This is a genomic window from Streptomyces sp. WMMC500 (assembly GCF_027497195.1).
GTDB lineage: Bacteria > Actinomycetota > Actinomycetes > Streptomycetales > Streptomycetaceae > Streptomyces.
Window position 1 is genome coordinate 1786477 of the sequence record NZ_CP114905.1, and the last position, 24528, is coordinate 1811004.

Sequence of the window (24528 nt, forward strand, 5' to 3'; positions counted from 1 at the left end):
GGCGGCGGGCGCGGGGGGCCGGGCGGCGGTGCGGGGTGCGGCGGGCCCGCGGTGGTGGTGCGCGGGCCCGCCCGTCTCACAGCCGCGGGTCCACCGGCTCCGACTCCAGCGCCAGCACCGCGAACACCGCCTCGTGCACCCGCCACAGCGGCTCCCCCGCCGCCAGCCGGTCCAGCGCCTCCAGCCCGAGCGCGTACTCACGCAGTGCGAGGGAGCGCTTGTGGCCGAGGAAGCGGTTCCGCAGCCGGGTCAGGTTCTCCGGGCGGGTGTACTCCGGGCCGTAGATGATCCGCAGGTACTCCCGGCCGCGGCACTTGACCCCCGGCTGTACGAGCCTGCCGTCGCCGTTGCGTACGCACGCCTGCAGCGGCTTGACGACCATGCCCTCGCCGCCGGCCGCCGTCGTCTCCCGCCACCAGGCCACGCCCGCGGCCACCGACTCGTCGTCGCCGGTGTCGACGTACAGCCGGCCGGTGCGCTGGAGCAGGCCGCTCGCGTCGTGCTCCACCAGCCGGTCGAGCAGGGCGAGCTGGGCGTCGTGCGGCTCGGTGGCCAGGTTCCGGCCCTCGGCGGCGAGGAGCTGGAACGGGGCCAGGCGCACGCCGTCGAGGCCGTCGACCGGCCAGCAGTAGCGGCGGTACGCGGCCGAGAACGCCTCGGCGTCGGCGGCCCGCTCGCGCTGGCGGGCGAGGAGGGCGGCGACGGCGGGCTCCGGGTCGCCGTCCCCGGCCGCGGCCGGGGCGGCCTGCGCCGCCTGCGGGGCGGTGCCGGCCAGCCGCGTCCGCGTCGCCTCCAGCGCCGCCAGCGCGCCCGGGAACACCGCCCGCGACGCCGCGCCCACCGCCGCGTACTGCTGCCGCAGCAGCCCGCCCGCCTTCAGCGACCAGGGCAGCAGCTCGGCGTCGAGCAGCAGCCAGTCCGTCCCCAGCTCCTCCCACAGCCCGGCCGCCGTCACCGCCTCGCGGACGCGGGCGAGCACCTGCTCGGTGCGCTCCGCGTCGGAGAAGAACGGGCGGCCCGTACGCGTGTGCAGCGCACCCGTGACGCCCGCCCCCGCGGGCAGGCCGAAGCGCTTCTCCGCGACGCCCGCGTCCCGGCACACCAGCGCCACCGCGCGCGAGCCCATGTGCTTCTCCTCGCACACCACGCGCGCCACGCCGTCCGCGCGGTACGCCGCGAACGCCTCCGCCGGGTGCTCCAGGTGCCCCTCCTCCGCGGAGGTGGCGGTGGGCGCCATCGTCGGCGGCAGGTACAGCAGCAGCCGCGGGTCGACCGCGAAGCGGCTCATGACCTCCAGCGCCGCCGCCGCGTTCTCCTCCCGCACAGCGACGCGGCCGTGCCGGCCGGTCTCCACGACGCGGCGGCCGTGCACGTCCGTGAGGTCCAGCGGGCGGTCGCCGCCCGCGCCGCCCTGCGCCGCGCCGGTGCCGGCCCCCGCCGCGAGGGGCTTGACCGGCTCGTACCAGACGCGCTCGGCCGGCACGTCGACCAGCTCGCGCTCGGGCCAGCGCAGCGCGGTCAGCTTGCCGCCGAAGACGCAGCCGGTGTCGAGGCAGAGGGTGTTGTTGACCCACGACGCCTCCGGCGTCGGGGTGTGGCCGTAGACGACGGCGGCCCGGCCGCGGTACTCCTCGGCCCACGGGTAGCGCACCGGCAGGCCGTACTCGTCGGTCTCGCCCGTCGTGTCGCCGTACAGCGCGAAGGAGCGCACCCGGCCGGAGGTGCGGCCGTGGTACTTCTCCGGCAGGCCGGCGTGGCTGACGACGAGCCGGCCGCCGTCGAGGACGTAGTGGCTGACGAGCCCGTCGACGAACGTCCGCACCCGCTCGCGGAACCCGGGCTCCGCCGCCTCCGCGCGCTCCAACTGCTCGACGGTCTCGGCGAGGCCGTGGGAGACCTTGACGTTGCGGCCGTGCAGGAGCCGGCCGAGCTTGTTCTCGTGGTTGCCGGGCACGCACAGCGCGCTGCCCGCGGCGACCATCCCCATGACGCGGCGCAGCACTCCGGGGCTGTCGGGGCCGCGGTCGACGAGGTCGCCGACGAAGACCGCCGTACGGCCCGCGGGGTGCACCCCGTCCTCGTACCCGAGGCTCGTCAGCAGCGTCTCCAGCTCGCTCGCGCAGCCGTGGACGTCGCCGATGAGGTCGAACGGGCCGGTGAGGTGTGCCAGATCGTTGTAGCGGCGCTCCCGCACGACCCGGGCGGCGTCGACCTCGTCCGTGCCGCGCAGGTGGTGCACGGTGCGGAAGCCCTCGCGCGGCAGCCCGCGCAGGCCGCGGCGCAGCTCGCGGCGCTGCCGCGGGATGACGTGGGCGCCCATGCCGGCGCGGTCGGGGCGGGCGGCGTTGCGCTCGCGGCAGACGCTCTCGGGGACGTCGAGGACGATGGCGACGGGCAGCACGTCGTGCTCGCGGGCGAGCCGGACGAGCTGGCGGCGGGCCTCCGGCTGGACGCTGGTGGCGTCGACGACGGTGAGCCGGCCGGCGGCGAGGCGTTTGCCGGCGATGTAGTGCAGAACGTCGAACGCGTCGCCGGAGGCGGACTGGTCGTTCTCGTCGTCGGCGACCAGACCGCGGCAGAAGTCGGAGGAGAGGACCTCGGTCGGCTTGAAGTGGCGCCGGGCGAAGGTGGACTTGCCGGAGCCGGTGGTGCCGATGAGGACGACGAGGGAGAGGTCGGGGACGCCGAGGCGGCGCGTCGGGGCGGTGTCGGGTGCCGGGGTGGCGTCCGGTGTCGGGGTGGCGTCCGGTGTCGGAGTGGCGTCGCTCATCACGCCTCCTTCGGGGTGTCGGTGCGGCCGGGCGTGCCGGTGCGGCCGGGCGTGCCGGTGCGGTCGCCGGTCCTGGTGAAGACCGCGAGCTGGGTCGGCGGGCCGACCTCCGGGTCGTCCGGGCCCACGCCCGCGTACGCCACGGCGTAGCCGAACCGCGCCGCCACGGGCCCGGCCCAGGCGCGGAACTCCGCCCGGGTCCACTCGAAGCGGTGGTCCGCGTGCCGGACGTGGCCGGCGGGCAGGGACTCCCAGCGCACGTTGTACTCGGAGTTGGGCGTCGTCACGACCACCGTCGCCGGCCGCGCGGAGCCGAAGACGGCGTACTCCAGGGCGGGCAGCCGCGGCGGGTCGACGTGCTCGACGACCTCGCTGAGCACGGCGGCGTCGTAACCCGCGAGCCGGCGGTCGGTGTACGTGAGGGCGCTCTGCAGCAGCGACACGCGCGCGGCCTGCCGCTCGCCCATGCGCTCCAGGCGCAGCCGGCGGGCGGCGGCGGCGAGGGCGCGTACGGACACGTCGACGCCGACGACCTCGGTGAACCGCGGGTCGTTCAGCAGCTCTTTGACCAACTGTCCCTGGCCGCAGCCGAGGTCGAGCACCCGGGCGGCGCCGGCGGCGCGCAGCGCCTCGGCGATCGCGGCGCGGCGCTGCACGGCGAGCGGCACCGGCTTCTCCTCGGTGTCGGTCGTCTCGTCGACGGCGTTGTCCAGCTCCTCCGGCTCGGCGTCGTCGGACTCGGCCAGGCGCGCCAGCTCCAGCCGCTCCAGCGCCTCGCGGGCGAGCGACCACCGGCGGGAGAGGTAGCGGCCGGTGATGAGCCGCTGCTCGGGGTGGTCCTCCAGCCAGCCCTCGCCGGCGCGCAGCAGCTTGTCGACCTCGTCGGGGGCGACGCCGTAGTGCTTGGCGTCGTCGAGCACCGGCAACAGCACGTACAGGTGGCGCAGCGCGTCGGCGAGCCGCACCTCGCCGTCGAGGACGAGGGAGACGTAGCGCGAGTCGCCCCAGTCGGGGAAGGCGGGGTCCAGCGGCACCGGGTCGGCGGTGACCCGCCAGCCCATGGGCGCGAAGAGGCGGCTCACCAGCTCGGGGCCGCCGCGGGCGGCGACGGCGGGCACCTCGATGCGCAGCGGGAGGGGCTGCGCGGCGCGCTCGGGGTGGGTGCGGCTGGAGCCGGTCATCGCGGTCCGGAAGACGCGGCCGAGCGCGACGGCCAGGAGGGAGGACGCGGCGTAGGGCCGGTCGTTGACGTACTGCGCGAGGGCGGAGTCGGGGCTCTTGCCCTTGCCGCCCTTGCCCGTGCCCTTGGCGGCGCGCACCAGGCCGACGGGGTCCACTTCGAGGAGCAGCGCGGCGGTGCAGCGGGCGGGGGTCGCCTCGGGGTAGAAGACGTGGGCCGTGCCGCGGGAGGTGGCGAACTCCTGCGCTTTGCCGGGGTGCTTGTGCAGGAGGAAGCCGAGGTCGGTGGCGGGCGCGGCGTCGGTGCCGGTCGCGGTGATGGTCAGGAACACGTGCGCGAGTATGTCGCGCGCGGCTGGGCGCGGGCCAGCGGGTTTCGGGCGGGGGGAGATCAGTGCTCGCCTGGGAGAGCGGTGCTCACGGCCGAGAGCAGCGCTCACCATGCAGTCGGGTGCTCACAGCGCGGAGCGGTGCTCTCGTGCGAGAGCGGCGGTCACCGCCCCGCGCCGTCCCCGTGCAGCTCCGCCGCCAGGGCGGCGATCGCCTCCGGGCCGACGCGGCAGCAGCCCCCCAGGACGGCCGCGCCCGCGCGCCGCCAACGCACCGCGCTCGTGGCCTCGAACGAGCCGGGGCCGCGCCAGGCACGGGTCTTCGCGTCCCAGCCCTCGCCGCTGTTCGGGTACGCCACCACCGGCTTGCCCGTGACCCGCGCCGCCGTCTCCACCGCGTACGCGACGTCCTCCGGCGCGCAGCAGTTGACGCCCACCGCCGCCACCCGCTCGTCGTCCGCCGCGAGCGCGAAGGCGTCCGCCAGCGGCTCCCCCGCGCGGGTCGCCCCGCCCGCGACCGTGTACGTCAGCCACACCGGCACGCCGAGCCCCGCCGCCGCCCGCAGCAGCGCCGTCGCCTCCGTCGTCCCCGGGACCGTCTCCAGCGCCAGCACGTCCGGCTCCGCCGCGGCCAGCACCTCGAGACGGGGCCGGTGGAAGCGCTCCAGCTCGGCCACGCCCACGCCGTCCCCGTACCGGCCGTGGTACTCCGAGCCGTCCGCCAGCATCGCCCCGTACGGCCCCGCCGACGCCGCCACCCACACCGGCCGCGGCGCCGCGTCCGCCACCCGCCGGGCCAGCGCCACGCTGCTCGTCAGCAGCCGGGCCGCCTCCACGCGGCCGGCGCCCCGGCGCGCGAAGCCCTCGAACGTCGCCTGGTAGCTCGCCGTCAGCAGCACCTCTGCCCCGGCACGTACGTATGCGGTGTGGGCGGCCTCGATCTGCGCCGGGTCCTCGGCGAGGACCCGGGCGGACCACAGCGCGTCGCCGAGGTCGCAGCCCTGCGCTTCGAGCTGGTTCGACAGGCCACCGTCGAGGACCAGCGGCGGGCCGCCGTCCGCGGCCCGCGCGAGCGCCCGGGCGAACGGCACGCGGGGTCTCAACGCCCCGCCCCCGACCCGGGCTCCGCCCCCGGCGCGCTCTCCCCCTGCGGTGCCGGGAACCGCTCCTCGTTGCGCTCGATCTTCGCCGCCAGCGCCGCCAGCGGGTCCACCCCCACCACGGAGCAGAACTGCAGCAGGTACGCCAGGACGTCCGCGACCTCGTCCGTCACCCGGTGCGCCGCCTCAGGATCCGCCATGATCCGCGCGGACTCCTCAGGCGTCAGCCACTGGAAGATCTCCACCAGCTCCGCGGACTCCACGCTCAGTGCCGCCGCCAGGTTCTTGGGAGTGTGGTACTGCTCCCAGTCCCGGGCCGCGGCGAACGCCACGAGCCGCTTCTGCAGTGCCTGCACGTCGTCCGTCATGCGCCCTGTCTACCACCCGCGCCTACTGCACCCAGCGCCGGAATCCCGACTCCGCGTCGAGCGTGTTGCCCGTGATCGTCGCCGCGTCGGCGCCCAGGAGCAGCCGCACCGCGGCCGCCGCCTCGTCCGGCGTGTTCCACCGCCCGCGCGGCAGCGCCCGGCCCACCTGCGCGGCCAGTTCCGCACCCGCCCAACCCGTGTCCGTCGGGCCCGGGTTGACGCAGTTCACGGTGATGCCGCGGTCGACGAGCGCGTCCGAGAGCGTCAGCGTCAACTGCTGGAGCGCTCCCTTCGTGGCGGCGTACGGGACCTCCTGGCTCATCGGCGCCAGATGCTGGCCGGAGGTGAACAGCACGACCCGGCCGCCGCCCCGGTCCGCTCCCGCCGCCGCGTCGTACTGGGCCGCGTACGCCTGCACCAGCAGCAGCGTGGCCCGGACGTTCACCGCCCAGGACAGGTCGAGCTCGGCGGCCGTCAGCCGCTCGAGGTCGTACGTGGAGCTGCGCGCGTGGTTGACCACCAGCGTGTCCACCATCCCGAACCGCTCCCGCGCCGCGGCCAGCAGCGCGGCGGGCGCGTCCGGCTCCGCGAGGTCGGCGTGCTCGTAGGCGAGGCGGTCGCCCTCGCCGCCGAGGGCGGCGACGACGGCGGCGGTGCCGCCGCGGTCGGCGCCCCAGGGCATCTCGTCGTCGTGCGGCGTCCAGCCGTGCGCGCACACCCGCGCGCCGTCGGCCAGCAGCCGGCGGGTGAGGGCGAACCCGATTCCCTGCGCCCGGCTCACGCCGGTGACCAGTGCGGTCCGGCCGTCGAGGGCCATGTGTACTCCGTTTCGCCGTCGTTCGTACGCCACCGGCCCCGCCGGCCCCCGCCGCCGCGTCAGCCGCGGGCGGGCAGGGTGATCTCCCAGGTGTCCACCGCGAAGTACACGACCATGCCGTGGCGCTCGTAGAGCGCCACGGCGCCGGAGTCGTTCGCCGTGTCGACGCCGAGCCCGACGACCTCCCGCCCCCGCCCGGCGAAGGCCGCGAAGGCGTGCCGCAGCAGCAGGCCGCCCAGACCGCGACCGCGCGCGTCGGCCAGGACGCCGAGGGTGGGGATCCAGCCCATCGCCTCGCGGTCGTTGCGCGCCAGGAGGGCGCCCGCGTCGCCGAGGCCGTCGACATGGGCGATCCAGACGAGCGACCAGTCGACGTCCGCGTTGGCGGGGTCGGCCAGCCAGGTCTCGTAGCTCTTCGGCTGGAAGTCGAAGTGCTCGGCCATGGCTTGCTGGAGGAGGTCGTGTGCGATGCGCCGGTCGGGCTCGGCGGTGCAGTCGCGCAGGCGCACGCCGGGCGGCGGGACCGGGGCCGGGTCGGCGGCGGGCGCGACGTCGCGCGTCAGGACGTGGTAGCGGCGCACGACGTGCCAGCCGCGGGCGTCGAGGAGCGCGGTGTCCATGGTGGGTGCGGCTCTGAGCTGGAGGTGGACGACGGCTTCGCGGACGCCGTTTTCGGCGGCCTTCGCCGCCGCCCGCGCCTCCATCCGCTCCAGCAGGCGCAGCCCGGCGTCCTGGTGGCCGGGCAGCACGTAGTGGTCGACGTCGATGCGCTCGGCGTACGATTCGTCCCAGAGCAGCCCGTACGCGACGAGGGTGCCGTCGTCGGCGACGGCCAGCCAGGAGTTCCGCGGGAGGTCGGCCTCGGGGTGCTTGAGGTCCGCCTCGACGGTGTGCAGGTCTGTCTCCGGGCGGCCGACCTCCGCGACGTCCACCTGGTTCAGGAGCGCGCAGATCGAGGGGGCGTCATCGAGCCGCGCGGCGCGCACGGTGAGTGGCATGCACCAACTGTCCGGGGCGCGGCCCGCGGTCCGCAACGCAATTTCGTACCGCCGACCGCCCGCCGACCGCCCGCCTACGGGCGACGGGCAGACGGCCGACGGACTGCTGACGGACGACTGACAGACGACGGAAGACGGCTGACAGATTCTGAAATCTGCCAGCCGTCAGTCACCTACGCCCTACCCCCGCCCCCTCGCCCCTGCTCCGCCCGTGGCCGCAGCGTGACCGCCGTCGCGCACTCCGCCTCCGCCAGCGAGGGGTCGCTGACGGAACCCACCACCCGGATGTGCCCGCGCTCGGCCATCCGCCCGCACAGCGCCACCAGTTCCTTCGCCTGCCGCGCGTCCAGGCACCGGTCGAGCCCGTCCGCCAGCACCGTCAGCACCTGCCGCGCCGGCAGCACCTCAGAGGCCGGGTCCACCGCCAGCACCCCGGGCCCGGTGAGCAGCACGAGCGCCAGCGCGAGGTAGCGCAGTTCCCCGTCGCCCAGTGTCTCGACCGGCGTGCTGCGCCGGCCCGGTTCGCGCAGCAGCACGGCCCGTACCAGACCGGTCCCCGACTGCTCCGTCGTCAGGTCGTGTACCGGCCCCGCGCAGCCGCCGCGCAGGGCCTCCAGCAGGGCCGCGTGCCGGGTGCCGCATTCGTCGCGTACGCGGCGCAGGACCGCCGGGAGGTTGCGGCAGTCCGGGGTGAGTTGGTCGCCGCGGCCGGCCGGCACGGCCCGCGTGGCGCGCATCAGCGCCGGGTGCGGGTCGCAGGGGTAGACGGAGCGGAGTGCGACGACGGCTTGTTCCGCGGCGGCGAGCACGAGCCGTTCCCCGTCGGTGCGGCCCCCGACGCGCAGCGGTAAGAGGGCGGTGCCCAGCCGGTCGTCGGGCAGCGGCGCGCGGGTGACGGGGGTGGGTCCCGCGGTGTGCCAGGTGGCCTGGACGCGGTCGCGTCTGGGGTCGCGCAGCGCGGTGGCGAGGAGGGTGTGGCCGGCGCCGCTGAGGCGTTCGCCGACGATGCGCAGTTCGGGTTCCGCCTGTACGGCGACGTCGAGGCGGACGTCGCCGAGGGGGCCGTGGACGGTGCAGCCGAGGCGGACGCCGCGGCGTCCTGCGGCGTCGGGCCGGGCCTTGTGCGGTACGCACGCCGCGGCGCCCCCGGACACCGGCGCGAAGGCCTCTTCCAGGGTGGCCCCGGCGCCGAGTCTGGCCAGTACGCCGCATGCCTCCAGTGCCGCGGTCTTGCCGCTGCCGCTGCCTCCGGTGAGCAGGGTGAGGGGACCGAGGCCGAGCCGGGTGCCGTGGTGCGATTTGAAGGCGGACAGCCGCAGTTCGCCGATGGTGGCGCGGTCGGCGTGGGGGTGGCGCCCGCTGCCCGTCGTGCGCGGGGTGTCGCGCGTCGGGTCGCGCAGGAGGTCGCGCGGGGCACGGGGAGGGTGCCCGGTGTGGGAGGTCATGCTCCGGGACGCTATTGAGCCCGCCGCCAGCCGAACCGTTCCGGCAGGTGACCTTCGCCCGAACGGGCGAGGCCCCGCGGATCCGCGGGGCCTCGCGCGCAGCGCACGGTAGAGCGGTAAGGAGAGCCGTTCCCGCCGCGGCGAGCCCGCCGGGCGAGGCGGGGCAGGGCAGGGCAGGGCGGGGCGGGGCGTCAGCGGCTTACGGCCGGTTCGACTTCCGTGCCGACGGGGGCGAGCAGGAAGACGTTGCGGTCGACGCGGTGCATGCTGCTCCGGATGCCGAAGGTGACCCCGCTGGCGAAGTCGAGGATGCGCTTGGCCACGTCGATCTCGGCGCCGGTGAGGTCGAGCAGGACGGGGACTTGCGCTATCAGGTACTCGGCCACGCGCCGCGCGTCGGCGAAGACCTGGCAGCGGATGACGACGAACTGCCGCTGGTCGGCGTCGGCTTCGGGGTCGTCGAGGGCTTGGTGCCCGGTCCACGAAGGCCATTCGTTGCCGCGCAGGGGCACGACTTCGGCGAGCCCCCGCCACTGCTCGTCGGTGACGTCATGTCCGGTCAACGTGCCTCCTCGCAGTTCCGCGTGCTCCCGGTACGGCCGTCGCGCGATTCTATCGATGGGCCGAACAGGTGACCGCGCAGGGACACACGGGAATCGGGGTTTTTCCCTCCGGCCCGGCTGAAGGTCTGCCCGGGACCGGCCCAAGGTCTCCCTCGGCCTGCCACAAGTAAATCCGAGGATTGACTTGGGTGTTGGCCGCGGCGGACGATCGGGCGGGGGTCCCCAGGCGGCAACCCGGCCGGGCCCGTACGCCGTGCGGCCGACGGCGTGCGTGACCCGGCCGGGTGCCGACCGCGTCCGCGGTCTGCCGCCCCGCGTCAGTCGCGGCGGTACTGGGCCGGGGAGCCCTTCGTCGCCTCGTCCTCGTAACTGCCGGGCCGGCCGCGGTCGACGTGGAAGGTGGTGAGCGTCGTGACGGGCGAGTCGGGGTCGCGGCGGTCGCCGATCACGCGCATGTGGGCGCTGAAGCGTTCCGGCGTGACCTCGTAGACGTCGTAGCCGTAGCGGTTGCCCTCGAAGTACTTCAGGTGCGGGTTGGCGGCGCCCATGACGGGTCCGTTGGTCTGGTTCCAGTCCGGGGAGTACGCGCCGGAGGTCACGGAGTGCGCGGTGAACTCGGTGCCGACGAGCGGCGATTCGGGGTCGTCGTAGTCGGTGCGGACGTCGTCGACGAAGGCGGAGTGCCAGTCGCCGGTGACGACGACGAGGTCTTCGAGCCCCGCGGCGTGGACGTGGGAGAGGACTTCCCGGCGCTCGGCGAGGAAGCCGTCCCACTGGTCGGTGAACATGTACGGCCCGCCGGGTGAGCCGCGGAGCTGGCTGAGCATGATCGAGTTGGCCCAGACGTGCCAGGCGTCGGGGGCGTTGTCGACCTGGTGCTTGAGCCAGTTCTTCTGCTCGGTGCCGAGGATGGTGCCGTCGGGCAGGTTCTGCGCGGAACGGTGGGAGCGCAGGTCGAGGACGGTGAGCTGGAGGAGTCCGCCCCAGTCGCGGACGCGGTGGATCTCGGGGTCGGGCAGGGCGGAGTCGCCGAAGGAGTCGCGGTGCGGCATGTGTTCGTACCACGCCTGGTAGGCGGCGGCGCGGCGGCGTACGAAGGGGGCGGAGCCGGTGCTTCCGCTGTAGTCGTTGACGACCTCGTGGTCGTCCCAGGTGAGGAACCAGGGGTGGGCGGCGTGGGCGTCGCGGAGTGCGGGGTCGCCCTTGTAGAGGGCGTGGCGCTTGCGGTAGTCGCCGAGGGTGAGGATCTCGGGTCCGTCGTGGTCGCGGACGTGGTCCTCGGGTACGCCGCCGACCTGGCCGTGCTCGTAGATGTAGTCGCCGAGGTGGATGACGAAGTCGACGTTCTCGCGGGCGATGCCGCGGTGGGCGGCGTAGTAGCCGTCGTGGAACGCCTGGCAGTTGGCGGTGGCGAAGCGGACCCGGCCGGCCTTGCGGCCGGGGGCGGTGCGGGTGCGGCCGGTGCGGCTGGTGCGGCCGAGGGCGCTGAAGGCGTAGTAGTACGTGCGGCCGGCGGCGAGGCCCGTGACGGGGACGTGGACGCTGTGGCCGAGGGTGGCGGAGGCGGGCACGGTGCCGCGGGCGACGACGCGGCGCAGCTTGGGGTCTTCGGCGACGGTCCAGCGGACCTCCACGATGTCGGGGAGGTCCTGTTCCGCGGCGAGGGGTTCGGGGGCGAGCCGGGTCCACAGCAGGACCGAGCCGGGCCGGGGGTCGCCGGAGGCGACGCCGAGGGTGAAGGGTGCCCTGTCGTACGCGGCACCGAGCCGCTCGGCGGCGGCGCGGGCCTGGGCGGGGCTGAGGCCGGCGGTGAGCGGCCAGGCGGCGCCGAGGGCGCCGGCGGCGGCCGCGGACTTCAGCAGGGTGCGGCGGTCGACGCTCACGGGCGGCCTCCTGGGCGTACGGCGTTGAGGGTGAGGGTGACGGCGTCGGCGTAGCCGTCGTTGGCGGTGCCGCCGGCGCGGGTGAAGGTGAGCAGGAGGCGGGCGGTGCGGGTGCCGGGCGGTACGGGTGCGGTGGCGGTGCGTTCCAGCAGGGCGGTGCGGCCGGCGCGTTCTTCCGCGGTGACGGGGCCGAGGACGCTGAGGGCGAGGGGGGTGCCGTGGGCGTCGTGGAGTTCGGCGGAGAGCCGGGCGCCGTCCTGCTGGTCGGCGTAGCCGCCGAGCCAGGCGGTGAGGGTGTAGCGGACGCGGCCGGCGTCGACGGCCTTGCGGCCGGTGGGGCCGCCGCGGGGGAGGTCGATGTCCTGGAGGAGTGCGGTGCGGGCGCTGTTGCCGCCGGTGTAGAAGCGGGTGCCGCGGGTGGTGGGGCCGGGGTCGTCGGGGGTGGGGTAGCCGCCGCCGAGGTCGTAGGGGACGAGGGCGGGGGCGCCTTGGGTGAGGCGCCAGCCGTGGACGGTGGTGACGGGCTCCGCGGTGCCTCCGGGCCCGGTCTCCGCGTCGCCGTTGACGACGAGGTTCACGCCTGCCTCCCTGGTGGGTCGGGGTGGGGTGGGGTGTGTGGGGCGCAGGTATCACAGCAGCGGTGGGTGAACCCGCGGAAGACGTACGGCGAATGCCGCCCGGCGCGGGTGCGGCCCGCCGCGCGGGTGGGGACCGGTCAGCCGTCGAGGAGGTGCCGCCCGCGGGCGGTGAGGCGGTGGACGACGTGGGGCCCTGCCCGTTCGCTCTCGGCGAGGCCGGCGCGGCGCAGGACGGTGAGGTGGCCGCTGACGGAGGAGGCGGGCATGCCGAGGCGGGCGGCGAGTCCGCCGGTGGTGGCGGGTGCGGTGGTGGGGGTGAGCGCGGTCAGGACGCGGGCGCGGCTGGTGCCGAGGAGTGCGGCGAGTGCGGTGTCGCGGCGGGGGGCGGGGCGGTCGGTGCCGGGCGGGACGGGGTGGCGGCGTACGGGGTGGACGACGACGGGCGGGAGTCCGGGGTCGGCGATGGCGATGGGGGTGGTGTGGCAGAAGTAGGAGGGGATGAGGCGGATGCCGCGGCCGTGCAGGTGGAGGGTGGAGTCGACGGGGTAGGGGGCGCTGAGTACGGGGTCGGTCCAGGTGAAGGGTTCGAGGGTGGCGAGGACGGCGGGCATGCCGGCTTCGAGGGCTTCGAGTTGGCGGGCGCGGTCGGCGGCGACGGTGGCTTCGATCTCGCTCCAGTCGGGTGCGACGAGCCTGTCGTGGAGGTGGTGGAGGGCGTCGGCGAGGTCGGCGAGCACGGTGCGGTCGCCGGCGGCGAGGCGGCGGGTCCAGGGCGGCAGGGGGCGGTGGCGGGCGGCGAGGCGGATCTCGCGGGCGAGGCGGGTGGCGGGGGTGGCCCGCAGGGTGCGCAGGCCGGCGGTGATGCCGTCCTCGGATTCGACGGGGGTGAGGAAGTCGGGGAAGTAGGTGGCGTCGGCGGGTGCGATGCCGTTGATGAGGCGGCAGGTGCGGCGCAGGTCGTGGTGGCGGAGGCGGTGGCGGGCGCGGCGGTGCCAGGGGCGCAGCCGGGCGGGCAGGAGGGGCCCGGGGGTGTAGGCGACGTGCAGCCCGAGGATCGCCTCCCAGAGCGGGTCGGCGGTGCGCGCGAGCTGGACGTGGCGGAAGTCCCGGTCGTTGAAGTGGACATGAAGCATTCCGGCCATACCCGAGGGTAACCACGCGCCGCCTGCGCTGTCCTGACCCCGGGCGGCCTCGTTCCGGCGGCGGTGGACTCGGGTTTTCGACGGTGGCGGAAAACCCGTGCGGCACGGCGGTGAGGGGGTGCCTACGATGCGTCGCCGCACGGCCAGCACCTTCGCGGACGTCTCCGGAACACGGGAAGGAGCCACATGCGGCGCACACCAACACTGGGCCGGTGGCGCAGGGTTGCGCTGACCGGCGCGATCTGCGCGACCGCCGTCGCGCACCCGGCGTATGCCGGGGCGGCGGGCGGCGAGGCGGGGGCCGGCGGCCCCGCGCCGCCCGCCACCTGGCGGGCCGACCTGTCGGACGTCGACGCGGACGACGTCAACGTCCGGTACGTACGGGGCGATCTGCGGCTGCGCTCGCGGACCGCCGCGCCCGCCTCCCTCGGACCGGTCCCCGGCGAGGGCACCCAGGTCCTCGCCCCGGAGCGGCTCGACCGCCCGGTCAACCGGGTACGGGCCGACCTCGACGCCCGGGTCCCGGCGGGCGCGGAGGCCGTCGCCGACGTCCGCGGCCGGGCGCCGGACGGCGGCTGGACGGAGTGGCTGCCGGCGGGGGCAGGGGAAGGGGACGCGGCCCGGCTGCCGTTCGCGGTCACCGAGGTCCAGGCCCGGCTGACGCTCCGCGCGGGCGGCGGCGGCGCGCCGGCCGTCGAGGCGCTGCGGCTGCGGGCCGACACCGACGCGGCGCCGCGCTCCCGGGCCGGCCTTCGGGGACAGCAAGCGCCGCTGACGTACCGGCTGTTCGCCACCCGCGAGGGCCTGGTGGGCGGCACGACCGCCAACGGCCACGTCATCGTGCCCAACGACCACTTCGTGGCCCTGCCGTCGCGGCGCGGGCTGTCGCCCAAGGGCAGCCACGAGTACTCGGTGCAGGTCTGCGGTCCGGCGCGCTGCGAGACGGCGCCGGTGTGGGACGTGGGGCCGTGGAACACCAGGGACGACTACTGGAGCCCGCCCTCGGTGCGCGAGTCGTGGCGGGATCTGCCGCAGGGCATGCCCGAGGCGCAGGCGGCGTACCAGAACGGGTACAACGGCGGGCTGGACGAGTTCGGCCGCCGGGTCGCGAACCCGGCGGGCATCGACCTCGCCGACGGCACGTTCTACAACGTCGGCCTGAACGACAACGGCTGGGTGGACGTGACGTTCCTGTGGACCGGCGACCAGACCGGCACGCGGTTCCCCACCTGGGGCACCGACGTGCGGGTGCGCCAGGAGTCGAACACCTCCTCCGCGGTGCTGACCACCCTGCCCGGGCCGACGCAGGTGCGGGTGGAGTGCCAGGAGCGCGGCGAGCAGATCACGTACGAGGGCCACACCAACGACGCCTGGGCCTATCTGCCCGACTACGGCGGCTTCATCTCCAACATCTTCATCGACGTCGCCGACGCCTGGCTGCCCGGCGTCCCCGAGTGCTGAACGCGCCACCCCCCACCCCTCCACCCCCACAGAAGGAGGCGACCCGATGCCTCGCAGACCCCCGACCGCCCCGGCCGCCGGCCGTTCCGCACGGCGCACCGCGACCGTCCTCGTCGCGGCGCTGCTGACGCTGCTGGGCCTGACCGCGGCGGCGCCGGCGCAGGCCGACGTACGCCCCGCGCTGGCGCCGAACTTCAAGGCGCCGTTCCCCTGCGGCCAGCAGTGGACGTACAGCCACCACAGCGCCGAGGTGCGCCGCGCGCTGGACTTCATCCGCTCCGACGGCGGCACCACCGGCGGCACGCCGCAGGTCGCCTCCGCGGCGGGCACGGCGACCCGGCACAGCCAGCCGAGCGGCGCCGGCAACTACATCGTCATCGACCACGGCGGCGGCTGGAAGACGTACTACTTCCACCTGGCGTCGTTCTCCGTCGCCAACGGCCAGTCGGTCGCCCAGGGCCAGCAGATCGGCATCACGGGCAGTACCGGCAACTCCTCCGGCGCGCACATCCACTACGAGCAGCTCTACAACGGCGTCGGCCAGGACATCCGCATCAACGGCTCGGCGCTGGCCTATCCGGGCTCGTACGGCCAGTACCACCTGCGCAGCGACAACTGCGGCAACACCAACTTCTCCACCTGGGGCAGCGGCGTGCGGGTCCGCGCGGACGCGTACCTGTCCTCCCCCGTGGTGACGACGCTGTCCGGCCCGACGTCCGTGTTCGTCGAGTGCCAGAAGCAGGGCGACGTGGTCAACGCCGAGGGCTACACGAACGACTGGTGGTCCCGGCTGCGTGACCAGCGCGGGTTCGTCTCCAACATCTACATCGACCATCCGGACGCGAAGCTCCCGGGCGTCCCGCTCTGCTGAGCACCCCGGATCCCGCAGGGGCCGGCGTCCCGCGCCGGCTCCTGCGCCGGGCCCCGCGTCAGCCGGGCGGCGGCTCGTCGCCCTCCCGGCCGCGGCCGGGGCGGTCGCCGCGCCGCCCACGGGCCGCCCTGCCCGCGAGCGCGACCGCGACGGGCGCGACGGCCACCGCGGCGAAGACGCCCGCGAAGACCTCTCCCGGTATGTCCGGTACGGCGTCGGCGTTGCCGGTCGCCAGGACGACGATCACGAAGACGAGGACGCAGCCGACCAGCACGCGGACGGCCGTCAGGCCGCACCCCATGGCCTCGACGAGCTCGGTCTCGTTGCGTTCGGAGGCGTCGACCTTCGCCCGTGCGGCTTCGGTCAGCTCCGGCCGCGGGGTCCAGTCCTCGCCCCGGTGCCTCTCCCACACCTCGCGGATCGCCTGCACCTCGCGGTGGGCCTGCAGCCCGCGGGTGTCGATGACGTTGGGCAGGCTCACCCGGCGGCCGTCGCGGTGGTAGACCACGACGCCCATGACGGGGCGCTTGCGCTCCGCCGACGCGGGCGCGTTGTGCTCCAGTTCGACGGCGACGAGCTCGCGCCACGCCAGCCGCCTGGTGCGCAGCCAGCGGATCGTGAGGCCGTCGTCGTCGACGACGGTCACGCCGCGGACGACGCAGAAGGCGAGCAGGAACAGGCCGAGGCCGGGGACGCAGAACGCGATCGCCACGCCGAAGTGCACACCCGCGCTCAGGACCATCAGCAGACCGAAGAACACGAGCAGGCCGCCGAAGAGGACGCACAGCAGGGCGAGGAAGATCATGGACCCGAGGTGACCCCGGTACGTGCGGACCCGGCCTCCGCTCCCCGCCGCGCCGGCCATCGCGCACCCCGTCCCGTACCGTCCCGACCTGCCCCGCCCGCACCGCCCTTCCGGGCTGTCCGAAGCGTAGAGGGTAGCCGCCGCGCCCGGGAGGGCACCCGGGCGCGGCGCGATCGGCTACGCCCGGGCGGCGCGGGCGTAGCGGGAGGCGAGCGCGTGGTACGCCTCCTTGGGCTCCCAGTGCCAGGGCGACTCCGGGTCGCCGGGGGTGTCCTGGATGGACTTGACCAGGCTGTAGCTGACCATGTCGAGGTCGTGGACCGGATCGTTCGGCCAGTGCCAGCTCTGCGGGAGGACGAACTCGAAGGCGTGCGCCGAGTGCAGGCCCATCGACTCGATGACGTCGTACACGTCCGTGACGTACGCCGCCTGCGTGCGCTCGCTGCGCACCAGCGGTTCCTTCAGCTCCGGCGGCTTCTTGTTGTAATCGATCTTGTACCAGCCCATGCCGCCGTCCGCCGGGGCGCCTTCGTAGGTGCAGCAGCCGAACTCGGCGATCGACAGCGGCTTGCCGAAGCGCAGATAGGTGCGGAGTTCGCTGACGTAGTCCGCGGGGCGCGGGTGGTACGAGTAGTAGTCGATGCCGACGATGTCGAAGAGGCTCCAGTCGACCTCGTCGTGCTGCGCGGCGGCGTAGCTGAGCTGCCCGCCGAACACGGACCGGCCGACGGCGGCGGCGCGGGCGGTGAACTCGTCGAGCTTGCGCTGCATCTCCACGGGGTCGTAGTTGCCGTTCAGGAGGTTGTCGATGCGCTCCAGGACGTCCGCGCCGGGCACGATGCCGGGTACGAAGAGCCAGAACTCGCAGCCGACGCTCAACTCCACGCCGGCGCCCTGGCGGCGCAGTTCCTCGGCGTGCCGGCCGACCTCGGCGAGGTGGTCGAGGATCTCGCCCGGCGGGCGGTCCCCGAGGGTGGGCTCGGCGCGCACGTACAGGCCGCGCTCGGCGGCCTCTTCCGCGGTGGCGGTGAGCCGCCGTACGCCGTCGCCGGTGACCTTCACGGCGTTGGCGTGCAGGCCGTCGCGGATGGCGCGGATGTCGTGGCGCATCCGCGCGGCGCTCCACTTGGTGGCGGGAGTCTCCCCGGCCCCGATGGTGTAGCACACGCTCCGGTACCGCACCCCGCGTCCCCCGTTGCCGGGGCCCCTACCCCGGGGCCCTGCCGCCGCGACCGGCTCCGCCGCCGCCCCGCCGCCCGCCGCGACCGCGGCGGCGGCACCCAGCCCCGCCGCCCCGGCCAGGAACCGCTTCCGGCTCAACCCCCGTGCCTGCACGCCCTGTTCCCGCACCTGCGCCTCCCGTTGCACTCCGTGCACCCCGGCCCGGCCGGGCCGTTCCCAGCACATTAACAGAGTGCACGCTCTAGTAATGAGGGCGACCGAGGCTTGTCGATGAATCGACAGCAGACCGGACGCGGACGGGCGGCACCGGGCTCGTGGCCCTGGTGCCGCCCGTCGGCGTCAAGGCGCCCGCGGGGGTCACCTGCGGACGAGATCCAGTTGCAGGTAGTCCAGGTTGAAGTTCTGGTAGGCGTCCTCGTCCATGCGCACCACCAGTTCGTGCGTGCCCTTCGACAGGTGCAGCCGCTGCAACTGCTGCCGCGTGAACGCCTCGTGGTGCGTGGTGTTGACGATGCCCACCGGGCCGCCGGCCCTGCCGTCCCATTCGAGCGTCACGGTGCCCGCCGGGGAGTACGGGGAGGAGACACGCCCCGAGACGTCGTAGACACCGGACCTGCGCACGGTCACGTCGTACTTCAGCCACTCGCCCGCGCGGATCCAGTTGACCGCGATGGCGCCTTCGAGGTCGCAGATGTCGACGCCCTCGTCGGGGCGGGCCACGGTGCAGCGGTTCGGGTCGAGGTCGTGGTAGCCGACGCCCTCGCCGCCGGGGGCGTAGCCCTCGGCCTGTACGCGCACGGTGCGGTGGCCGTGCTGCCGGTCGTAGCGGTCGAGGTCGCCGCCGTCGCGCCAGTAGTCGAGCGCCTCGACGTTGTCCGTCTGGATCATGCTCGCGGCGTAGTCCTCCACGACCGTCCGCCAGCCGAGGCGCTCGTCGCGCAGGGACGCCTCGTCGGTGTAGCCGACGGCCAGCCCCTTCCACATCGTGTTGATCCACACGCGGCTGTGCTCGCGGATCGCCGCCAGGCTCGCGGGCTGCACCTGCGGGTCGGCGGGGTCGTCGAAGACGATCTCGTACGCGACGGGCTGGCGGCCCGGGAACGTACCGACCGCGTCGGCGTTGGCGTCGTTGAGGATGTGCATGTAGAGGATCTCGGGATCCCTGGCCATGAACTCCGCGGCCTCCGCGACCGTCGGACTGCCCTTGAACAGGCCGTGGTCGACGGTCCCGGTCCGGCGCAGCACCTCGTACATCTGCTCGCGCACCGGCCACCCCTTGTCGAGGTTGACCATCGCGCGGCCCTTGACCGCGCGCATCGCCTCCTCGAAGGTCGGCACGGTGTGGCCGGTCAGCGGCGCCTGCGTGCCGCCGAGGCCCTGCTTCAGCCGGAGGGACCTGACCTGGGCGAGGGTCAGGTCCGAGACCCTGCCGGTGCCGTCGGTGGTGCGGTCGACGGTCTCGTCGTGCATGAGGACCAGGTGGCCGTCGCGCGTGGGACGTACGTCGATCTCGACCACCTCGGCGCCGTCGGCGACCGCGTGCCGGATCGCGGCCAGCGAGTTCTCCGGGGCGTCCCGCCACTGCCCGCGGTGGGCCGCGATCATCAGCGGCGCACCGGGGCCGTGGCGCAGGAGCCGGTCGTGGATCCGGTCGAGGTCGGTGGGCCGGGCCGCCGCGGCGGGGCCGGTGGCCAGCGGGGTGGCGACGGCAACGGCGATCGCCGCGGCCGCGGCGAGGACGTGTCGCGTGAGTCTGATCATGGTGGACCAGTCTCGGCGGGGCGGGCGGCAGCCGTGTGAACTTCGCCGGCGATCCTCCTGAACAGCGCGTTTCCCGGCCACGGGCGGCCGCCGAAGGCGAAACGCGAGACGGCAGGGCCGGGCACTGAAGCCCGTTCATCCGGGAAGTGACGCCAGCGCAGGCTCGCGGGCAGGTCGCGGGCCGTGCTGCCGCAGTGTGAGCGCGGTACGAACGAGGCGGTCCCGCCCGGGGACTATCAGCGGATCATGGACGTGGTGCGGCAGGCGAGGGGCCGGTTCTGCCGCCGGGGGCACTGAGACGGTTCACACCAGCCCCGGTGACCAGCAACTCCAAGATGTCCCGGCTCGCCGCCGTAGGCTCGGGCCAGGTGCTTGGCAGGTCGGCCTTGGGAGGGATCCCGGAACAGGACCGGTAGCGTGCTCGGCATGTGGTTGTTCAGGCGTCGCTCAGCCGACACCAGCCCGGCGGCTGTCAGTGCCGAGGCAGACCGGGACCATGGGCCAGCCGACACAGGTCGGCGCGAGTGCAGCTTCTGTGGCAAGGGCGGCGGTGGGTCAGCGCTCACGGAGCTCCGTGATACGGCCTACGGCAACTTGCACGGGTATCACTGCGGTTCGTGCGAGGAGCTCTACTTCCAGCTCGAATCCCGTCTGACCTACACCCATCCGCGCGGGCATCGCCCCTGGCTGGTGCACGACCCTGGTACGGAACATGTCGTGAAGGCGACCCACGATCCCTTCGGGGCTGTGCACGCCGTAGTCGACGGACTGGAAGGCGGAATCGCCGCCATCCCCCGAGCCGCTGCCAGGATCGCGGCCTTGAAGATCGGAGTCTATGGCGCCGCGGAGCCAACGCCCCACGACTCGCGTGACGAAGCGGTCGCGGAAGTGAGCCGCATGATCGCCGAGGATCTCGCAGCGCATCACGAAACGCTCAAGACGCACCTCAACGGCCGTGAGTACAGCGTCCACACGCTGTCGCTGTACGGCGAGGGGTGCGGGGTGCTGCTCCAACAGGTCACGACGGAAGGTGACTGGCTCCGGCAGTTCTGCTTTCTGATCGACACCGATCACTCGATCCACCCCTACAGGTCCTACGACAGGTGACGGTCAATCGGTTGAGCAGGCCGCCCGCTGTCAGACGATCGTGAGTGTGGCCAGCCCCCGCGATCAGCGCGAGCAACTTCAGGTTGAACAAGGCTCATTGATCCAGGCCGGTGACCGTTCGACCGCCCATCGCCTGCGTCTCGATGGGCAAAAGTCGAGCCGCGTGGGCGTTTAGGAGAATTTCGCGGGCGGATACCGCGAGTTCGCCTCAGCGGCATCCACCGCCCCCCTCGCCTTGCCCCCGGTGGGCTGAGGGCCGAGGCGTGCACACCGAGAGGCAAAGCACAGCCCCGATGAGGCATTTAGTCCGTTTTGACCACGAGGTTACCGCGAGTTACGGCCGCAATCGTCCGCCCGGGACGCGCCTGGGCGGGCCAACTCGCCGGCTGGGGCCGCCGCGCTCCGGTTGCCGCCCCCGTCGGGCGGAGACCTGCCTCGGCCGGGTGCCTTGCGCGGGTGGGACCCGGTCCCCGAGGGCGTTCCCGATCGAGGCAGTCCCGTCGAGGCTGCGGCTCCGCGGCGGTCGGCGGTCGGCCCGGACCCGGCTCCGACGCTCTGGCGCTCACCCCGGGCCCACGGCAATGGCCCTGGACTGCCTCCGGTCTTCGGGCATCACGGCGATGGGCCCGGCCCGCCGGCCTTCGGCCCACCCACGCAGCGGCGCACGCCCGGTGCCGTACCCCCGCACCCGGCCTACGCGCCCAACGCCCGCGCCCACAGCACCGGCGACCCGGGTGCGTCCTCAGAGCAGGCGCATACCCCCGTACCCGCTCCACCCACCCAACGCCTCCCAGCAGCACCGGCGACCGGCACGCTGTCAGAGCGGGCGCATACCCTTGGGTGGGAGTGCGGGGAGATGGGGCTGATGGAGCTGGGCGAGTTCGGCCCCCGCGGTGAGTCGGGGCGGTAGTCCGCTGCTTCGTGTGCTCTTTGGGCTCGTCGCCGGGGTTCCCCTGGGAGTTGGGGTCAGGAAGGACTCCCCGGCGCCGGCCCCAGCGTGCGGACGGCGACGTCGATGGCGGTGGCCAGACACGCGGGGTCATGGCCGGCGCGTTCCCGCACCCGCAACCCCAGAACCGTCGTGAACAGCAGTTCCACCGCCGCGTCCACGTCGAGATCGTCGGCCAACTCCCCCCTGCGCCGCCCGTGGCGCAGAAGCGAGCGCAACGCCTCCCGGGTGACCTCGAAGGCGGCTTCGGTCCGCTCGCTGACCTGGTCGTCGGTGGTGCCGAGTTCGGTGGCGGTGTTGACCACGAAGCAGCCTCGACCGGCCTCGCCGCCGGGCGGGCAGGTGACCAGCCACAGCATCCAGTCCCGGAGTACGTCCCGGATGGGCCGGCTGTCGGCATCCAGCAGTCGCTCGGCCTGAGCGGAGTCCGTGGCCCGGTAGTGGTCGAGCGCGCGCAGGAAGAGCGTGTGCTTGTCGGTGAACGTCCGGTACAGGCTGCTGGGCGTGAGCTTGAGCTCCTCACCCAGATCACGCACCGAGGTGGCGTGGTAGCCGCGTCGCCAGAACAGCTCGGTCGCTCTGACGACGGCGTCCTGCTCGTCGAACTGTCGGGGGCGTGCCATGCCCCGAGTCTACCGAACTTGTGGAGCGATCGCTCCCATACTGGGGTCCACCCCCATACGGGAGCGATCGCTCCCGAACGAGGGAGGAGACCCCGGTGACGACCGCAGAAGAGTCCGCCGCCCCGGCGAGCGCCCCGCCGGCCTCGCACAAGAACCACTGGCTGGCGGTCAGCGCAGTGGCCTTCGGAACGTTCCTGCTGGTGACCGCCGAGCAACTGCCGATCGGCCTGCTGACCTCCGTGGGGTCGGCGATGTCGGTCACCGAGGGGACGGCCGGGTTGATGGTGACGGTGCCCAGCCTGGTCGCCGCGGTCTCGGCACCGCTGGTTCCGGTGCTCGTCGGGGGCCTGGACCGGCGAATTCTGCTGCTCGGACTGATGGGGCTGATGACGCTTGCCAACGTGGCATCGTCCGTGGCTCCGGACTTCGCCGTCCTGGTGTCCTCCCGGGTGCTGGTCGGGGTGGCGATCGGGGGCTTCTGGGCAGTCGCCGGCGGCCTGGCCGTCCGGCTCGTGGCGAGCGAGAACGTGCCGCGCGCAACAGCGGTCATCTTCGGTGGCGTCGGAGCCGCGAACGTCTTCGGCGTCCCGCTCGGCACCCTGGTCGGCGAACTCACCGGCTGGCGGATCGCCTTCGCGTCGATGAGCGCCTTGGCGCTCGTCGTACTCGCCGCCCTGCTGGCCGTGCTGCCGTCCCTCGCCGCCTCCCAGGCCATGCGCCCGCGCCTCCTGGCCGCGCAGTTCCGCAACCCGGCTGTGCGCGTCGGCATCATCGCGACGTTTCTCCTCGTGTTCGGTCACTTCTCGGCCTACACGTTCGTCAGCCCGGCGCTGCAGGAGTTGTCGGGCATAGAGGAGCGCTACGTCGGTCCGCTGCTGTTCGGGTTCGGCGCGGCGGGCATGATCGGCAACTTCGTCGCCGGCGCGGCGCTGGCGCGCAGGGTGCGCCGGAGCGTGCTGGTCATCGCGGTGTCCCTGTCGGTGGCGATGCCGCTCTTTCTGCTGCTGGGCCGGACGACGGTCGGCGGCGCCTGCTTGCTGATCGTCTGGGGTCTGGCCTACGGCGGGGTGTCGGTCGGCCTGCAGACCTGGATGATCAAGGCCGCCCCCCAGGCGGTGGAAGCGGCCTCCTCCCTGTGGGTGGCCGTGTTCAACCTGTCGATCGGCCTCGGCGCGCTGGCGGGCGGCGTCATCGTCGACACGCTCGGCCTCAGGGGGGTTCTGTGGCTCGGCGGCGCCTGCGCGCTGGCGGCAGCGCTGGCGGTCTGGAGCGCCCGCGGCGAGCAGGTCGATGAGGGGGTGGTGTAGGGGTGGGGGCGCCGGATTGAGACAAGAATCCGGCTCGCTATGCGAAGTCGCAGCCGGGGTTGGGGGCGTCCTCCGACAGTGCCGCGCCCTGAGGGAGGACATACAGCACGTCCAGGACGATGGGTGTGGTACCGAGGTTGCGCCCGATGTGGACGTTTTCCGCACCGGAGGGTTCGGTCAACGCGCTTCCGGCGTCGTAGACGCCGTCGGACTTGCACGTGGAGTCGAAGTGGCTGAGCGTGCCCTTCTCGACGAAGCCGTACAGGGTGCCGGCGTGGTAGTGCCAGCCGGTGCTCTGGCCGGCGGGGATGGTGATCTGGCGGAGGATGTAGTCCTTGCCGCCCGCCGTCGTCTGCCAGATCGTCTTCCCCGTCAACCCGGGGCCACTGGGTGTCGCCCCGGCCGTGGCGACACCCGTCAGGGCGGCCGTGGCGGCGACAGCGGCGATCATTCCGACTCGCATGCGCGTGCTCATGTCGACGTCCTTCTCTCCGGAACGGTCCTCGACGAGGCACCGTGTGGGCGGACTTCCCACGTCGGCCGTTGAAGCTGCTTGTTGTACACGATGATGTCGGCGCGGTCGGTGGGGCGGGCCGTGGCGAAGTAGAGCTGCTGGGCGGGGATGTAGCGGTCGCGCCAGGACCGTTCGATGTCGGCGGGTACGGCGGTGGATCCGGCCTGCTGTGCACCGCGGCCGAGGGCGCGGTCCACCGTCTGCTCGAAGGGGACGGACACGAAGATGCGCAGGTCCCACCGGTCGACAAGCTCCGGGCGCAGGAGGAAGACGCCGTCGAAGAGCAGTACGGCGTCCGCGGGTGCGGTTGCGGCCGGCGGGGACGACGGGGCGTCGGTGTCCGCGTCGTAGACCGCGTGCCGGAACCTTCGGTCTCCGCCCGGGCCCAGCGGATCGAGCAGGACCCGGCACAGCGCGGCGCGGTCGTGGGCGTCGTAGTAGCAGCCTTCGGCGGAGTACCGGCCGCGTCGGTAGCGCTGTGCGCGGGGGACGAGGAAGTCGTCGATGGTCGCGCGGATGACGTCGCGGCCCTGCGCGCGCAGGACGACGGCGAGTTCGTCGGCCAGGGTTGTCTTGCCGGAGGCGGGCGGCCCGTCGATGGCGACCCGAAGCGGGTGCGCGGTCGTGAGCGACCTGGTCGCCTCGGCCAGACGGCCGATGAGCTGACCGCGGGTGCCCTGTTCCATTGCCGCCTCTCTCACGGTGGCGTGTTGGCGGGTGGAACCCGGCCCCGTGGCGCCCGGGCGGCCGGGGGGGGGCGGCCGCGCGGGCGGGTG

General features: G+C 74.0%; 22 protein-coding genes. 5 read left to right on the forward strand and 17 right to left on the reverse strand.

The window, feature by feature from the left end:
- Positions 1-76: 76 nt before the first annotated feature.
- The 6 genes from O7599_RS07260 to O7599_RS07285 form a co-directional block, all read right to left on the reverse strand.
- Complete coding sequence (locus tag O7599_RS07260) at positions 77-2770, reverse strand: polynucleotide kinase-phosphatase (RefSeq protein WP_281621277.1); 2694 nt, start codon at positions 2768-2770, stop codon at positions 77-79.
- Positions 2770-4281 carry a 3' terminal RNA ribose 2'-O-methyltransferase Hen1 gene (locus O7599_RS07265; protein WP_281621278.1) on the reverse strand — a complete coding sequence of 504 codons (1512 nt, stop codon included), beginning with the start codon at positions 4279-4281 and terminating at the stop codon, positions 2770-2772. Before O7599_RS07265 ends, O7599_RS07260 begins: the two co-directional genes overlap by 1 nt.
- A 161-nt stretch (positions 4282-4442) precedes the next feature.
- A complete protein-coding gene (gene mmuM / locus O7599_RS07270; protein WP_281621279.1) occupies positions 4443-5369 on the reverse strand; it encodes a homocysteine S-methyltransferase in 927 nt (308 codons plus the stop codon).
- Between the two features lie 8 nt (positions 5370-5377).
- On the reverse strand, positions 5378-5746 hold the full coding sequence (locus tag O7599_RS07275; protein ID WP_281621280.1) for a nucleotide pyrophosphohydrolase: 369 nt from the start codon (positions 5744-5746) through the stop codon (positions 5378-5380).
- A 22-nt stretch (positions 5747-5768) separates the two neighbouring features.
- Positions 5769-6563: an SDR family oxidoreductase gene (locus tag O7599_RS07280; RefSeq protein WP_281621281.1), complete on the reverse strand. Its 795-nt coding sequence runs from the start codon at positions 6561-6563 to the stop codon at positions 5769-5771.
- Between the two features lie 59 nt (positions 6564-6622).
- Entirely contained in the window at positions 6623-7561 is a 939-nt protein-coding gene (locus O7599_RS07285; RefSeq protein ID WP_281621282.1) for a GNAT family N-acetyltransferase, read from the reverse strand.
- On the opposite strand from O7599_RS07285, the gene O7599_RS07290 reads away from it, so the two are divergent.
- A complete protein-coding gene (locus tag O7599_RS07290) occupies positions 7560-7682 on the forward strand; it encodes a hypothetical protein (protein WP_281621283.1) in 123 nt (40 codons plus the stop codon). The genes O7599_RS07285 and O7599_RS07290 overlap by 2 nt on opposite strands.
- Positions 7683-7734: 52 nt before the next feature.
- Here the strand turns inward: O7599_RS07290 and O7599_RS07295 are convergent, their stop codons facing one another.
- From O7599_RS07295 to O7599_RS07315, 5 genes are all read right to left on the reverse strand, one after another.
- Complete coding sequence (locus tag O7599_RS07295; protein WP_281621284.1) at positions 7735-9006, reverse strand: ATP-binding protein; 1272 nt, start codon at positions 9004-9006, stop codon at positions 7735-7737.
- Between the two features lie 191 nt (positions 9007-9197).
- On the reverse strand, positions 9198-9569 hold the full coding sequence (locus O7599_RS07300; protein WP_281621285.1) for a cell division protein SepF: 372 nt from the start codon (positions 9567-9569) through the stop codon (positions 9198-9200).
- A gap of 317 nt (positions 9570-9886) precedes the next feature.
- Positions 9887-11452: an alkaline phosphatase D family protein gene (locus tag O7599_RS07305; RefSeq protein ID WP_281621286.1), complete on the reverse strand. Its 1566-nt coding sequence runs from the start codon at positions 11450-11452 to the stop codon at positions 9887-9889.
- On the reverse strand, positions 11449-12030 hold the full coding sequence (locus O7599_RS07310; RefSeq protein WP_281621287.1) for a phosphoesterase: 582 nt from the start codon (positions 12028-12030) through the stop codon (positions 11449-11451). Before O7599_RS07310 ends, O7599_RS07305 begins: the two co-directional genes overlap by 4 nt.
- A 137-nt stretch (positions 12031-12167) precedes the next feature.
- Positions 12168-13163, reverse strand: a complete 996-nt coding sequence (locus O7599_RS07315; RefSeq protein WP_281621288.1) for a helix-turn-helix domain-containing protein — start codon at positions 13161-13163, stop codon at positions 12168-12170.
- Between the two features lie 195 nt (positions 13164-13358).
- Between O7599_RS07315 and O7599_RS07320 the strand changes: the two genes are divergently transcribed.
- Together O7599_RS07320 and O7599_RS07325 are read left to right on the forward strand one after the other, a co-directional pair.
- Positions 13359-14633 carry a hypothetical protein gene (locus O7599_RS07320; RefSeq protein WP_281621289.1) on the forward strand — a complete coding sequence of 425 codons (1275 nt, stop codon included), beginning with the start codon at positions 13359-13361 and terminating at the stop codon, positions 14631-14633.
- A 46-nt stretch (positions 14634-14679) separates the two neighbouring features.
- The gene (locus O7599_RS07325) at positions 14680-15504 is read left to right on the forward strand and encodes a peptidoglycan DD-metalloendopeptidase family protein (RefSeq protein ID WP_281621290.1); all 825 of its coding nucleotides are present in this window, start codon (positions 14680-14682) and stop codon (positions 15502-15504) included.
- A gap of 58 nt (positions 15505-15562) precedes the next feature.
- Here O7599_RS07325 and O7599_RS07330 read toward each other — a convergent pair whose 3' ends face one another.
- The 3 genes from O7599_RS07330 to O7599_RS07340 all read right to left on the reverse strand — a co-directional run bounded on the left by O7599_RS07330 (position 15563) and on the right by O7599_RS07340 (position 19252).
- Complete coding sequence (locus tag O7599_RS07330) at positions 15563-16309, reverse strand: hypothetical protein (RefSeq protein ID WP_281621291.1); 747 nt, start codon at positions 16307-16309, stop codon at positions 15563-15565.
- Positions 16310-16486: 177 nt separating this feature from the next.
- Complete coding sequence (locus O7599_RS07335; protein WP_281621292.1) at positions 16487-17629, reverse strand: abortive phage infection protein; 1143 nt, start codon at positions 17627-17629, stop codon at positions 16487-16489.
- A gap of 219 nt (positions 17630-17848) precedes the next feature.
- A complete protein-coding gene (locus O7599_RS07340; protein ID WP_281621293.1) occupies positions 17849-19252 on the reverse strand; it encodes a glycerophosphodiester phosphodiesterase family protein in 1404 nt (467 codons plus the stop codon).
- A 717-nt stretch (positions 19253-19969) separates the two neighbouring features.
- On the opposite strand from O7599_RS07340, the gene O7599_RS07345 reads away from it, so the two are divergent.
- On the forward strand, positions 19970-20359 hold the full coding sequence (locus O7599_RS07345; protein ID WP_281621294.1) for a hypothetical protein: 390 nt from the start codon (positions 19970-19972) through the stop codon (positions 20357-20359).
- A gap of 966 nt (positions 20360-21325) precedes the next feature.
- On the opposite strand, the gene O7599_RS07350 is transcribed toward O7599_RS07345, so the two are convergent.
- Positions 21326-21931 carry a TetR/AcrR family transcriptional regulator gene (locus O7599_RS07350; RefSeq protein WP_281621295.1) on the reverse strand — a complete coding sequence of 202 codons (606 nt, stop codon included), beginning with the start codon at positions 21929-21931 and terminating at the stop codon, positions 21326-21328.
- Positions 21932-22026: 95 nt separating this feature from the next.
- Here O7599_RS07350 and O7599_RS07355 point away from each other — a divergent pair, with 95 nt between their 5' ends.
- Positions 22027-23238 carry an MFS transporter gene (locus tag O7599_RS07355; protein ID WP_281621296.1) on the forward strand — a complete coding sequence of 404 codons (1212 nt, stop codon included), beginning with the start codon at positions 22027-22029 and terminating at the stop codon, positions 23236-23238.
- Positions 23239-23275: 37 nt separating this feature from the next.
- Here the strand turns inward: O7599_RS07355 and O7599_RS07360 are convergent, their stop codons facing one another.
- Together O7599_RS07360 and O7599_RS07365 are read right to left on the reverse strand one after the other, a co-directional pair.
- Positions 23276-23713 carry a cupin domain-containing protein gene (locus O7599_RS07360; protein ID WP_281621297.1) on the reverse strand — a complete coding sequence of 146 codons (438 nt, stop codon included), beginning with the start codon at positions 23711-23713 and terminating at the stop codon, positions 23276-23278.
- On the reverse strand, positions 23710-24438 hold the full coding sequence (locus O7599_RS07365; RefSeq protein WP_281621298.1) for a cytidylate kinase family protein: 729 nt from the start codon (positions 24436-24438) through the stop codon (positions 23710-23712). Before O7599_RS07365 ends, O7599_RS07360 begins: the two co-directional genes overlap by 4 nt.
- Between the last annotated feature and the right edge of the window lie 90 nt (positions 24439-24528).